Below are 12,604 nucleotides of genomic sequence, written 5' to 3' on the forward strand. Positions count from 1 at the left end.
CTGTGAATGTGCTGCGGGGCGGGGGCCGGACTAGCCGACCGAACCCTCCATCTGCAGCTCGATCAGCCGGTTGAGCTCCAGCGCGTACTCCATCGGCAGCTCCTTCGCGATCGGCTCGACGAAGCCGCGCACGATCATGGCCATGGCCTCGAACTCGGTCAGGCCGCGCTGCATCAGGTAGAAGAGCTGGTCGTCGGAGACCTTGGAGACGGTGGCCTCGTGGCCCATGGTCACGTCGTCCTCGCGGACGTCCACGTACGGGTACGTGTCCGAGCGGGAGATGGTGTCCACGAGCAGCGCGTCGCAGAGCACGTTGGACTTCGAGCCCGCGGCGCCCTCGCCGATCTCGACCAGGCCGCGGTAGGAGGTGCGGCCGCCGCCCCGCGCCACCGACTTGGAGACGATGTTCGAGGAGGTGTTCGGCGCCATGTGGACCATCTTGGAGCCGGCGTCCTGGTGCTGGCCCTCGCCCGCGAAGGCGATGGACAGGGTCTCGCCCTTGGCGTGCTCGCCCATCAGGTAGACGGCCGGGTACTTCATGGTGACCTTGGAACCGATGTTGCCGTCGATCCACTCCATGGTCGCGCCCTCGTACGCCACGGCGCGCTTGGTGACCAGGTTGTAGACGTTGTTCGACCAGTTCTGGATCGTCGTGTAGCGGCAGCGGCCGCCCTTCTTGACGATGATCTCGACGACGGCGCTGTGCAGCGAGTCCGAGGAGTAGATCGGGGCGGTGCAGCCCTCGACGTAGTGGACGTAGGCGTCCTCGTCGACGATGATCAGCGTCCGCTCGAACTGGCCCATGTTCTCCGTGTTGATACGGAAGTAGGCCTGGAGCGGGATGTCGACGTGGACACCCTTGGGGACGTAGATGAACGAGCCGCCGGACCACACCGCGGTGTTCAGCGACGCGAACTTGTTGTCGCCGACCGGGATGACCGTGCCGAAGTACTCCTGGAAGAGCTCCGGGTGCTCCTTGAGCGCGGTGTCCGTGTCGAGGAAGATGACGCCCTGCTCCTCCAGGTCCTCGCGGATCTGGTGGTAGACGACCTCGGACTCGTACTGGGCCGCGACACCGGCGACGAGGCGCTGCTTCTCCGCCTCCGGGATGCCGAGCTTGTCGTAGGTGTTCTTGATGTCCTCGGGCAGGTCCTCCCACGAAGCGGCCTGCTTCTCGGTGGAACGCACGAAGTACTTGATGTTGTCGAAGTCGATGCCCGAGAGGTCGGAACCCCAGTTCGGCATGGGCTTCTTGTCGAACAGCTTCAGGCCCTTGAGGCGGAGCTTGAGCATCCACTCCGGCTCGGACTTCTTCGCCGAGATGTCGCGGACGACATCTTCGGACAGACCCCGCTTGGCAGCGGCACCGGCCGCGTCGGAGTCGGCCCAGCCGTATTCGTAAGTGCCCAGGCCATCGAGCTCAGGGTGAGCGATCTCCGTGGTCATGCGGGGTTCCTCCCGGCCGTACTTGCAGATACTGATGTGTCGGTCTGTGTGGTGGTGCTCGCGCCACGCGGAATGAACGTCGTGCACACCCCGTCGCCATGGGCGATCGTGGCGAGGCGCTGCACATGGGTCCCCAGCAGGCGGGAGAAGACCTCGGTCTCCGCCTCGCAGAGCTGCGGGAACTGCTCGGCGACGTGCGCGACCGGGCAGTGGTGCTGGCAGAGCTGTTCACCGCTGTGCGGACCGGGAGCGCTCTTCGCCGTAGCAGCGTACCCGTCCACGGTCAACGCCCTGGCAAGGGCCTCCGTGCGCTCCTGCGGGGCGGCGGCCTCGACGGCCTCCTGGTACGCCCGGGCCTGCGCTTCCATCCGCGACCTGGCGAAGGCGGCGACGGCCACCTCGCCCTGCTCTCCGCCGCCGACGGACTGCGCGATCCAGCGCAGGGCGTCCGCGGCGAGCGTGTCGTAGGACTGGTCGAAGGCGTCGCGGCCGCAGTCGGTGAGTGCGAAGACCTTGGCGGGCCGGCCCCGGGTGCGCGCACCGTACACACGCTGCTCACGGGGTTCGACCACGTCGTCGGCGACGAGCGCATCGAGGTGGCGGCGGACGGCGGCCTGGGTGAGGCCGAGGCGCTGGGCGAGGTCGGCGACGGTGGACGGACCGTGGTCCAGGATCGAGCGCGCCACGCGGTTGCGGGTTGACCGCTCCCCGGTGCCGAGCTCCCCCTGGGGGGTGTCGATCTGCCGTTCGCCGTATTTCACAACGCCATTGTTGCGTAATTAACCGAGCGGCGACAAGCCGTGATGGACGCCACCCCTGGTGGCCTCCATCACTAAGGGTTACCTTATTTATCGACGGAGAGTTATTCGGAAGAAGGCATTCCGCTAGCTTCCCGGACGCCTCCGCCGAGCCCGCGAACCGCTCCCACCAGCGCACCTTCACCCGCTGTGGTTCCCCGGAACCGGGAAACCCGGCTTCCGGAAAAGATCACTGAAACATGCCGACGCATCCAGGACCGACCGGCTGAAAAGAACAGTATTCGCGACGCGGCGTTCGAATCACCGGAGACGAACGGGGAGGCGAAGCGGAGAGGAAGGGGCCCCGACCCCGGGACCCACGGCCCCTTCCCGGGCTCCGTAGACTCACCCCCCATGAGCAACGACCCCGCCGTGGAGATCCGCGGACTGGTGAAGCGGTACGGCACCAAGACCGCCGTGGACGGCCTGGACCTCACCGTCCGGAGCGGTTCGGTCACCGCGGTCCTCGGTCCCAACGGCGCGGGCAAGACGACCACGGTGGAGACCTGCGAGGGCTACCTCCGCCCCGACGCCGGCACGGTCCGCGTCCTCGGTCTCGACCCGGCGGCCCGGGCCGAGGCCCTGCGCCCGCGGATCGGCGTGATGCTGCAGTCCGGCGGCGTCTACTCCGGAGCCCGCGCCGTCGAGATGCTCCGCCACATGGCCAAGCTGTACGCCGACCCGCTGGACGTCGCCACCCTGGTGGAACGCCTCGGACTCGGCGGCTGCGGCCGCACCCCCTACCGCCGGCTCTCCGGCGGCCAGCAGCAGCGCCTGGCCCTGGCCATGGCCGTCGTGGGCCGCCCCGAGCTGGTATTCCTCGACGAACCCACCGCCGGCCTGGACCCGCAGGCCCGCCGCGCGACCTGGGACCTCGTACGGGAGCTGCGCACCGACGGGGTCACCGTCGTCCTCACCACCCACCACATGGACGAGGCCGAGCAGCTCGCCGACGAGGTCGCCATCGTGGACGCGGGCAGGGTCATCGTCCACGGCAGCCCCGAGCAGCTGTGCCGCGGCGGCGCCGAGAACACCCTGCGCTTCACCGGCCGCCCCTCCCTCGACCTGGCCTCGCTCCTGAAGGCACTGCCCGACGGCACCCAGGCCGCCGAGCTCACCCCGGGCGCCTACCGGGTCACCGGCGACGTGGACCCGCAGCTGCTGGCCACCGTCGCCTCCTGGTGCGCGCAGCACGGCGTGATGCCGAGCAGCCTCACGGTGGAGCGGCACACCCTCGAGGACGTCTTCCTCGAACTGACTGGCAAGGAGCTGCGCGCATGAGCGCCGGTACGTTCACCCCCCGCCCGGGGGCCGCGCCCGTGTCCCGCATGATCCTCGCGCAGACGGCGCTGGAGACCCGGATGCTGCTGCGCAACGGGGAGCAGCTGCTGCTGACCGTGATCATCCCGGCGCTGCTGCTGACCCTGTTCTCGGCGGTCGACATCGTCGACACAGGCAGTGAGGAGTCGGTGGACTTCCTCGCGCCCGGGATCCTGGCGCTCGCCGTGATGTCCACCGCCTTCACCGGCCAGGCCATCGCCACCGGCTTCGACCGCCGCTACGGCGTCCTGAAGCGGCTCGGGGCCTCCCCGCTGCCGCGCTGGGCCCTGATGGCCGCCAAGACCCTGTCGGTGCTGGTCACCGAGGTACTGCAGATCGCCCTGCTGACGGTGATGGCCCTGGCGCTGGGCTGGTCCCCGCAGGGCGACCCGCTGTCGGTGGCCGCGCTGATCCTGCTGGGCACCGCCGCCTTCTCGGGCCTCGGACTGCTGATGGCGGGCACCCTCAAGGCCGAGATGACCCTGGCCGCCGCCAACCTGGTCTTCCTGCTGCTGCTGGTCGGCGGCGGGGTGATCGTGCCGCTGGAGAAGTTCCCGGACGCCGTGCGGTCGGTACTCGGACTGCTGCCCATCTCGGCCCTCTCCGACGGACTGCGCGAGGTGCTCCAGCACGGGGCTTCCCTCCCGTGGGGCGACGCGGCCGTCCTGGCGGGCTGGGCCGTACTCGGTCTGGGCGCCGCCGCGCGGCTCTTCCGCTGGGAATGAAATCCCTCCCCTCGCGGCGGCGTTGCCGCGAGGATGGGCCCCTCACACATGAAGCCGGGGGGCGGACATGGTGCAGCGGGAAGCCGTTCTACGGCTGGACGATCAATGGGCACGGGTGCGCTCGGGGGCGGAGCACACGGAGCCCGGGGAGCGCGAGCGGCTCCTCGACGAGCTGATCGGCGCCCTGCGCCCGTTCACGGACGACCCCCGCTGCACCGCGCTGCTCGGGCTGCGCCTCGCCGACCGGGCCGCCGCGCGGTTCGCGGCGGGCGACCGCGCCGGCGCCCTCGCCACGATCGAGGAGGGGCTGCGCAGCTCCGAGCGCGCGGCCGGGCACTCACCCGAGTTCGCGCGCTGGTACGCCCGAGGGCTGATCAACCACGGGGTCTGGCTGTCCTGGCCGCTCAGCGACGGGGCACGGCTGCCGAAGCACCCGCTGGGCCCGGGCGCCGGAGAGGGGCCCAGCGCCATGGAGCGGGCGGCCGGTGAGCGCGCCCGCGATCTGACCCGGAGCGCGGTGGAGGTGTGGGCGGGGCTGGACCAGGGGGACCCGGTCAACCGGCGCGGCCTGGCCCAGGCCAAGGTGTTCCTCGGGGACCGCCTCGCCGAGCTGGGGTTCGCCGAGGAGGCCGTGGCCTGGGCCGTGGCCGCCGAGTCCGACTTCCGGCAGCTGCTGCTCGGGGACCCGGCCGCGGAGGAGTCCGCGGAGGCCGAGGAGGCCCTCGACCACATCGGCCGCCAGCTGGAACTGCGCCTGCGCTTCCTGACCTTCGGCTCACTGGTCAGCCTGCGCACGCAGGGGCTGCTGCCCGAACGGCTGCTGCCCCGGTCCGTGGTGGCCGCCCGCATCCAGGGGGTGGCCGAGCCGGCCATCGCGGCCGGGCTGGGCCTCGACACCGAGCAGGTGCGCACGATGCTGGAGGTCACCCCCTGGCTCGCGGTGTGGCGCTTCGAGGTGCGCGGACCCGACGGCCTGTGGAACGCACTCGGTCATCCCTGGCACAGCACCACAGAAGTAAGGAATCGGACAGCCAAGGACTTAGCAGGTGAATTACTCCGCGGGTTCGCCGCCTCGGCGGACCACCCGGGCGATGGCGCCCATTGGCGCGTCTTCCTCTGGTGGCAGGAGGAGGGCGACCCCGCGGGGGCGCGGTTCCGGCTGACCGTCGGCCCGGACGCACCCCTGGCCACCCCCTCGTGAAACTTTGCACAAGTGGTCGCCTACGATGTGGGGCGTGCTGAACCCCCTCGCCCACATCGCCAGCCGCTGGACCCCGTCACCCCGGATCGTCCAGCGGGCCGCACTCGCCGCGCTCGTCATGAGCGTGGCCATCGTCGTCACCGGCGGCGCGGTACGGCTGACCGGCTCCGGCCTCGGCTGCGACACCTGGCCCAAGTGCACCGACGACAGTCTGATCGTGACGCAGGAGCAGGGCTTCCACGGCGTCATCGAATTCGGCAACCGGATGCTGACCTACGTGCTCAGCGCGGCGGTCGGCTGGGGGATCGTCGCCGCCCGCTCGGCCAAGCCCTGGCGGCACTCCCTGACGAAGCTCGGCTGGGTCCAGTTCGCGATCGTGATGGCGAACGCCGTGCTCGGCGGGATCACCGTCCGCACCGGGCTCAATCCGTACAGCGTGGCCGGACACTTCCTCCTCGCCACCGCGCTGATCGCCGTGACGACGGTCACCTGGCAGCGCACCCGCGAGGGCGACGGCGCCCCCCGGCCGCGCGTGCCCGGCCCGGTGCGCAAGCTGTCGTGGGCGCTGCTCGCGACCACCCTCGTCCTGATCGCGGTCGGCACCGTCGTGACCGGCGCCGGACCGCACGCCGGTGACAGCAGTGAGATCAAGCGCATGCCCTTCGACTGGGACACCACCGTCCACGTGCACGCCGCCGCCGCCTGGCTGGTGTGCGCGCTGGGCATCGCGCTGTGGCTGGTCCTGCGCGTCGTCGACGCTCCCGCCGACACCCGGGCCCGCGCCCGCGACCTGCTGGTCGTCCTGCTCGCCCAGGGCGCGATCGGCTACGTGCAATACGCCACCCAGGTCCCCGAGGTCCTGGTCGGCGCCCACATGCTCGGCTCCTGCCTGGTGTGGATCGCCGTGGTCCGGGTCGCGCTGAGCCTGCGCGAGCGGCCCGTCGAGCAGGCGGAGATCCCCGTCCAGGGCGACCCGCAGCTCTCCGCCGCCTAAGCCCGAGGATCCTCCAGCCGGTAGACGCGGCGGGCGTTGCCCGCCGCGACCAGGCCGGCCACCCGTTCCGCGTCCCGCCAGGACCAGGAGCCCTCGGCCGCCCAGGCGCCCAGCACCCGGCCCAGCGCCTCGCGGAACACCAGGGCGCCCACCGCGTGCAGTTCGGGCAGCTGCCGGCCGCCGCTGGAGAACAGCACCTTCCCGAACGGCGCGGTCTCCAGCAGCTCCGCCAGGACCGCCGCGGCCCGTGCCCCGGTCCGGCCGAGGGCCGCGCCCGTATCGGCGTAGACGTGCGGGAAGGCCGCCGCGAGCTGCGCGGTGCGGCGGTGGTGCGGATATCCGCCGAGCAGGACCAGGCGCGTCCCGAGGCCCGCGGTGGCCCGTACGAACCCGGTCAGCGCGGCCGGGTCGGCCTCGTCCGTGTGCAGTTGGAGCGGCCGCCCCGACGCCACCGCGCTCCACAGCAGGTGGGCCAGGAGTACGGGGTCCCGGACGGCCCCGCCCCGCGGCCGCCGGGCCAGCCACCGCCCGGCCGCCCCGCGCACCGCGCCTGGACCGGGCGGCTCCGGTTCGACGGCCGGGACGTCCCCGCGGGTGAAGGCCGTGGCGCAGGTGAAGGCCACGGCCCCGGTGGCGGCGTGGTGGACGGCCTCGGCGAGATTGGCGAGGAAGGCGCCCACCGTCCCGGAGGTGTCGGCGACCTGCTCGGCCAGTAATTCCAGCCGGACCGACTCGAAGGCCTCGGCGTCCCCGGCGAGCGCCAGTTCCTTGGGCCCGGTGACGTCTCCGGGCACCCCGGTGTCGACCAGGTACGCGGCGACGCCGGAGCCCCGCAGCAGCAGCCGGGCGGTCTCGGCCACGCCCAGCTCGCGCCGCCGCGCCAGATAGCGGGCGGGGGCGGCGTGCGGCTCCAGCCCCAGCAGTGGCGGGCACCAGCGGCGCACCGCGAATCCGGTCTGCGTGTCGAAGAAGGTGGTGCCCGCGGCGGGCGGGCCCGCCGAGCGCATCAGCTGGGCCTCGAAGGTGCCCAGGCCCAGCTCCGTACGGAGTACTCCGTGGCAGTACTGGTCCACCAGGGGCGGCGTTTCGATCATCCGGTCATCCCGTTGCGGACGTGAGGAAGGCGCTTCCACACGTCCTAACGGGTGAGCGGGGTGTGAGGTGTTGCTCGGGCTGTTGACCGAGACGGCACTCCCCGGTCCCCGGCCGTTCCCCCGGGTCAGGCCGCCGGGTTCCCGGGGCCGCCGATCTGGATGCCGGCCATCCGCGTCCACTCGTACGGGCCCGTGCGCACACGCGCGGCGAACTCCCCGTCGAACTCGTCGTGGAGGGTCAGCTCCGCCTTCTCCGCGGCCAGCTGGGCCACCTCGAAGGTGGGGGCCACCAGGTCGCCCCAGCCGCCGTCCGTTCCCACGAGCACGATCCGGGTGCCGGCCTGGCCGATGTGGGCGAGCTGGCCCTCGGCGCCGCCGTGCTGCTTGGCGAACGCGCCGATCTGCTTGGCCAGCTTCGCGGCCCTGCGGTCCTGCTTCTTGTCCGCGGCGCCTGCGGCGGCCGCCGTGTCTGCGGTGTCTCCCATGGAACCCATGCTACCGGCGAGTAATCAACGGAGGAAGGGATCCACGGCCACCGCCACGAACAGCAGCGACACGTAGGTGATGGACCAGTGGAACAGGCGCATCTCCTTGAGCTTCGCGCCCGTGATGCCCGCCTTGGCCCGGGCGTGGAGCGCGTGCGCCTCCCACAGCCACCAGCCGCCCGAGACCAGCGCGACCGCCGTGTAGAACCAGCCGGTGTAGCCCAGCGGGGTCAGCAGCAGCGAGACCGCCACCATCACCCAGCTGTAGAGCACGATCTGGCGCGCCACGGCCTTGTTGCCCGCGACGACCGGGAGCATCGGCACGCCGGCCCGCGCATAGTCGTCCTTGACCTTCATCGACAGCGGCCAGTAGTGCGGCGGCGTCCAGAAGAAGATGACGAGGAAGAGGATGACCGCGGCCCAGGAGACCTCGTTCTTGACGGCCGACCAGCCGATGAGCACCGGCATGCAGCCCGCGATGCCGCCCCAGACGATGTTCTGGGCCGTGCGCCGCTTCAGCAGCATCGTGTAGATCACGACGTAGAAGAGGAGCGCACCGAGCGACAGCGCCGCCGACAGCCAGTTGACGAGCAGGCCGAAGAAGAGGGTGGAGACGACCGCGAGGGTGAGGCCGAAGGCCAGGCACTCCCGCGGGCTGACCATGCCGGTCACCAGCGGGCGCTGCGAGGTCCGGTCCATCAGCGCGTCGATGTCGCGGTCGATGTACATGTTCAGCGCGTTGGCGCCGCCCGCGGACAAATAACCGCCGAAGCAGGTCACGAGGACCAGCCACAGCGACGGAACACCCTGCTCCGCCAGGAACATCACCGGCACTGTGGTGATCAGCAGAAGTTCGATGATCCGCGGCTTGGTCAATGCCACGAAAGCCATGACGCGGGTCCCGAGCGGCCGGTGACCGGGGCTCGTCCCGAGCACCCCCGCTGGACGGGATTCGACGGCCGTCACGCACACCCCTGAGAGAGAATCCAGCAAGCTCCGACTCGGGCCGTTCACAACATGAAGGCCCGGTTAAGGCTTGCGCGTACCACGCCACTGTAGACGTTGCGCTTACGTCGCCCCGCGCCGGGGTCGCCTCGTGTTGAGCCGATCGGACCGTGCATACATACGGGGGACGGGCCTCCCCGGACGCCGGTGCGCGGGTGAACGAGGGCGGGCGGCGCGGTGACGGACCGCCTGCACTCGAATAGCTGCACGCCGTTGCGGGGGTAGGCTCGGAATCGCCGGTGCACCGTTCGTCACCGGGATACAAACATGTGGAGAGGAGCCCTGACCCACGGTGAGCACCAAGCCGACCACCACAGAGCTCGAGTGGACCGAACTGGACCAGCGGGCCGTCGACACCGCCCGCATCCTGGCCGCCGACGCGGTCCAGAAAGTCGGGAACGGCCACCCCGGTACGGCGATGAGCCTGGCCCCCGCCGCGTACACCCTCTTCCAGAAGGTGATGCGGCACGACCCGGCGGACCCCGAGTGGGTGGGCCGCGACCGTTTCGTGCTCTCCGCGGGGCACTCGTCCCTGACCCTCTACACCCAGCTGTACCTGGGCGGGTTCGGGCTCGAGCTGGACGACCTGAAGGCGTTCCGCACCTGGGGCTCGAAGACCCCCGGCCACCCGGAGTACGGCCACACCGCCGGCGTGGAGACCACCACCGGTCCCCTCGGCCAGGGCATCGCCAACGCGGTGGGCATGGCCATGGCCGCCCGCTACGAGCGCGGCCTGTTCGACCCGGAGGCCGCCCAGGGCGCCTCCCCCTTCGACCACATGGTCTACGCGATCGCGGGCGACGGCTGCCTCCAGGAGGGCATCTCGCACGAGGCGTCCGCGCTGGCCGGCCACCAGAAGCTCGGCAACCTCGTCCTCCTCTGGGACGACAACCACATCTCCATCGAGGGCGACACGGAGACGGCCGTCTCCGAGGACACCCTCAAGCGCTACGAGGCGTACGGCTGGCACGTCCAGCGCGTCGAGCAGCAGGAGAACGGCGACCTCGACCCGAAGGCGCTGTTCGCCGCCCTCCAGGCCGCCAAGGCCGAGACCGGCCGCCCGTCCTTCATCGCGGCCCGCTCGATCATCGCCTGGCCCGCCCCGCACGCCCAGAACACCGAGGCGGCCCACGGCTCGGCGCTCGGCGACGACGAGGTCGCGGCCACCAAGCGCGTCCTCGGCTTCGACCCGGAGCAGACCTTCGAGGTCTCCGACGAGGTCATCGCCCACACCCGCAAGGCCCTCGACCGCGGCCGCGACGCCCGCGCCGCGTGGGAGAAGGAGTTCTCCGCCTGGCGCACCGCCAACCCGGAGCGCGCCGCCGAGTTCGACCGCATCAACGCCAACGAGCTGCCCGCGGGCTGGGAGGACAAGCTCCCCGTCTTCGAGCCCGGCAAGGGCGTCGCCACCCGCGCCGCCTCCGGCAAGGTGCTCGGCGCGCTCGGCGCGGTCATCCCGGAGCTGTGGGGCGGCTCGGCCGACCTGGCCGGCTCGAACAACACCACCATCGACAAGGACTCCTCGTTCCTGCCGGTGGGGAACCCGCTGCCGGAGGCCGACCCGTACGGCCGCACCATCCACTTCGGCATCCGCGAGCACGCCATGGCCGCGTCCATGAACGGCATCGCGCTGCACGGCCACACCCGCATCTACGGCGGCACCTTCCTGGTGTTCTCCGACTACATGCGCAACGCCGTCCGCCTCTCCGCGCTGATGCACCTGCCGGTGACGTACGTGTGGACGCACGACTCCATCGGTCTGGGCGAGGACGGCCCGACCCACCAGCCGGTCGAGCACCTCGCCTCGCTGCGCGCCATCCCGGGCCTGAACATCGTCCGCCCGGCCGACGCCAACGAGACCGCCATCGCCTGGCGCGAGATCCTGCGCCGCCACACCAAGGTCTTCGGCAAGGGCGCCCCGCACGGCCTCGCGCTGACCCGCCAGGGTGTGCCGACCTACGAGCGCAACGAGGGCGCGGCCAAGGGCGGCTACGTCCTGTTCGAGGCCGAGGGCGGCCCGGCGCAGGTCCTCCTCATCGGTACCGGCTCCGAGGTGCACCTGGCCGTCGAGGCCCGTGAGCAGCTCCAGGCCCAGGGCGTCCCCACCCGGGTCGTCTCGATGCCGTCGGTCGAGTGGTTCGAGGACCAGGACCAGGAGTACAAGGACAGCGTCCTGCCGCCGTCGGTGAAGGCCCGTGTCGCGGTCGAGGCGGGCATCGGCCTGACCTGGCACCGCTACGTCGGTGACGCCGGCCGGATCGTCTCGCTGGAGCACTTCGGTGCCTCGGCCGACGCGAAGGTGCTCTTCCGCGAGTTCGGCTTCACCGCCGAGAACGTGGCGGCCGCCGCCAACGAATCCCTCGCCGCCGCCGCGCGCTGACGCCGGTACGCAAACCCAAGTAGGAGATGTAATCCCATGACAGACGCACTCAAGCGCCTCTCCGACGAAGGCGTCGCGATCTGGCTGGACGACCTGTCCCGCAAGCGCATCACGTCCGGCAACCTGGCCGAGCTCATCGACCAGTCGCACGTGGTCGGTGTCACCACCAACCCGGCGATCTTCCAGAAGGCCATCAGCGGCGGCGAGGGCTACGAGCAGCAGCTCACCGACCTCGCGACCCGCAAGGTCACCGTGGAGGAGGCCCTGCGCATGATCACGACGGCGGACGTCAGGGACGCCGCCGACATCCTGCGCCCGGTCTTCGACCGCACCGACGGCCAGGACGGCCGCGTGTCGATCGAGGTCGACCCGCGCCTGGCGCACAACACCCCGGCGACCATCGCCGAGGCCAAGCAGCTCGCCTGGCTGGTGGACCGCCCGAACACGCTCATCAAGATCCCGGCGACCAAGGCCGGCCTGCCGGCGATCACCGAGGTCATCGGCAAGGGCATCAGCGTCAACGTCACGCTGATCTTCTCGCTGGAGCGCTACCGCGAGGTCATGGACGCGTACCTGTCGGGTCTGGAGAAGGCCAAGACCGCCGGCCTGGACCTCTCCCTGATCCACTCCGTCGCCTCCTTCTTCGTGTCCCGCGTGGACTCGGAGATCGACAAGCGCCTGGACGCCGTCGGCACCGACGAGGCCAAGGCCCTCAAGGGCAAGGCGGCCCTCGCCAACGCCCGTCTGGCCTACGAGGCCTACGAAGAGGTGTTCTCCTCGGAGCGGTGGATCGCGCTCGAGAAGCACGGCGCGAACAAGCAGCGCGCGCTGTGGGCCTCGACGGGCGTCAAGGACCCGGCGTACAAGGACACCCTGTACGTGGACGACCTGGTCGCCCCGAACACGGTGAACACCATGCCGGAGGCCACCCTGGAGGCCACCGCCGACCACGGGCAGATCACGGGTGACACCGTGCGCGGCACCTACGAGCAGGCGCGCGCCGAGCTCGAAGCGGTCGCGAAGCTGGGCATCTCGTACGACGATGTGGTGCAGCTGCTCGAGGACGAGGGCGTCGAGAAGTTCGAGGCGTCCTGGAACGACCTGCTGAAGTCGACCGAGGCGGAACTCGAGCGCCTCGCCCCCACGGAGGCCTGAAC

General features: G+C 71.0%; 11 protein-coding genes. 6 read left to right on the forward strand and 5 right to left on the reverse strand.

The genetic code is table 11. The features are described 5' to 3' along the window. Positions 1-30: 30 nt before the first annotated feature. Both sufB and ACXNSR_RS10230 read right to left on the reverse strand, forming a co-directional pair. Entirely contained in the window at positions 31-1,446 is a 1,416-nt protein-coding gene (gene sufB, locus ACXNSR_RS10225) for a Fe-S cluster assembly protein SufB (protein WP_329103324.1), read from the reverse strand. Continuing rightward, positions 1,443-2,207: a helix-turn-helix transcriptional regulator gene (locus ACXNSR_RS10230; RefSeq protein WP_458641776.1), complete on the reverse strand. Its 765-nt coding sequence runs from the start codon at positions 2,205-2,207 to the stop codon at positions 1,443-1,445. Before ACXNSR_RS10230 ends, sufB begins: the two co-directional genes overlap by 4 nt. A 390-nt stretch (positions 2,208-2,597) precedes the next feature. On the opposite strand from ACXNSR_RS10230, the gene ACXNSR_RS10235 reads away from it, so the two are divergent. From ACXNSR_RS10235 to ACXNSR_RS10250, 4 genes are all read left to right on the forward strand, one after another. Then, on the forward strand, positions 2,598-3,524 hold the full coding sequence (locus ACXNSR_RS10235; RefSeq protein ID WP_458641777.1) for an ABC transporter ATP-binding protein: 927 nt from the start codon (positions 2,598-2,600) through the stop codon (positions 3,522-3,524). Next, on the forward strand, positions 3,521-4,288 hold the full coding sequence (locus tag ACXNSR_RS10240; RefSeq protein ID WP_458641778.1) for an ABC transporter permease: 768 nt from the start codon (positions 3,521-3,523) through the stop codon (positions 4,286-4,288). The genes ACXNSR_RS10235 and ACXNSR_RS10240 overlap by 4 nt, the downstream gene beginning before the upstream one ends. 67 nt (positions 4,289-4,355) lie before the next feature. Then, the gene (locus tag ACXNSR_RS10245) at positions 4,356-5,489 is read left to right on the forward strand and encodes a hypothetical protein (protein ID WP_458641779.1); all 1,134 of its coding nucleotides are present in this window, start codon (positions 4,356-4,358) and stop codon (positions 5,487-5,489) included. A gap of 25 nt (positions 5,490-5,514) precedes the next feature. Beyond that, positions 5,515-6,483: a COX15/CtaA family protein gene (locus ACXNSR_RS10250; RefSeq protein ID WP_458641780.1), complete on the forward strand. Its 969-nt coding sequence runs from the start codon at positions 5,515-5,517 to the stop codon at positions 6,481-6,483. Here the strand turns inward: ACXNSR_RS10250 and ACXNSR_RS10255 are convergent. From ACXNSR_RS10255 to ACXNSR_RS10265, 3 genes are all read right to left on the reverse strand, one after another. Further along, a complete protein-coding gene (locus ACXNSR_RS10255) occupies positions 6,480-7,577 on the reverse strand; it encodes an amidohydrolase family protein (RefSeq protein ID WP_458641781.1) in 1,098 nt (365 codons plus the stop codon). The genes ACXNSR_RS10250 and ACXNSR_RS10255 overlap by 4 nt on opposite strands. Positions 7,578-7,702: 125 nt before the next feature. After that, positions 7,703-8,062, reverse strand: a complete 360-nt coding sequence (locus ACXNSR_RS10260) for a hypothetical protein (protein WP_458641782.1) — start codon at positions 8,060-8,062, stop codon at positions 7,703-7,705. Between the two features lie 24 nt (positions 8,063-8,086). After that, positions 8,087-9,028, reverse strand: coding sequence for a heme o synthase (locus ACXNSR_RS10265; RefSeq protein ID WP_458641783.1), 942 nt, complete (start codon positions 9,026-9,028; stop codon positions 8,087-8,089). Positions 9,029-9,359: 331 nt separating this feature from the next. Between ACXNSR_RS10265 and tkt the strand changes: the two genes are divergently transcribed. Together tkt and tal are read left to right on the forward strand one after the other, a co-directional pair. After that, on the forward strand, positions 9,360-11,447 hold the full coding sequence (gene tkt, locus ACXNSR_RS10270) for a transketolase (RefSeq protein ID WP_458641784.1): 2,088 nt from the start codon (positions 9,360-9,362) through the stop codon (positions 11,445-11,447). Positions 11,448-11,483: 36 nt separating this feature from the next. After that, positions 11,484-12,602, forward strand: coding sequence for a transaldolase (tal, locus tag ACXNSR_RS10275; RefSeq protein WP_458641785.1), 1,119 nt, complete (start codon positions 11,484-11,486; stop codon positions 12,600-12,602). The last annotated feature ends 2 nt before the right edge of the window (positions 12,603-12,604 follow it).

This window comes from Streptomyces sp. NC-S4 (assembly GCF_054353315.1).

Excerpts from the sequence above, each read along its gene's own strand:
- ACXNSR_RS10255 (WP_458641781.1), bottom strand. The coding sequence starts at position 7,577 with ATGATCGAAACGCCGCCCCTGGTGGACCAGTACTGCCACGGAGTACTC.
- ACXNSR_RS10235 (WP_458641777.1), top strand. The coding sequence starts at position 2,598 with ATGAGCAACGACCCCGCCGTGGAGATCCGCGGACTGGTGAAGCGGTAC.
- ACXNSR_RS10250 (WP_458641780.1), top strand. The coding sequence starts at position 5,515 with ATGTGGGGCGTGCTGAACCCCCTCGCCCACATCGCCAGCCGCTGGACC.
- ACXNSR_RS10260 (WP_458641782.1), bottom strand. The coding sequence starts at position 8,062 with ATGGGAGACACCGCAGACACGGCGGCCGCCGCAGGCGCCGCGGACAAG.
- sufB (WP_329103324.1), bottom strand. The coding sequence starts at position 1,446 with ATGACCACGGAGATCGCTCACCCTGAGCTCGATGGCCTGGGCACTTAC.
- ACXNSR_RS10245 (WP_458641779.1), top strand. The coding sequence starts at position 4,356 with ATGGTGCAGCGGGAAGCCGTTCTACGGCTGGACGATCAATGGGCACGG.
- ACXNSR_RS10240 (WP_458641778.1), top strand. The coding sequence starts at position 3,521 with ATGAGCGCCGGTACGTTCACCCCCCGCCCGGGGGCCGCGCCCGTGTCC.
- tal (WP_458641785.1), top strand. The coding sequence starts at position 11,484 with ATGACAGACGCACTCAAGCGCCTCTCCGACGAAGGCGTCGCGATCTGG.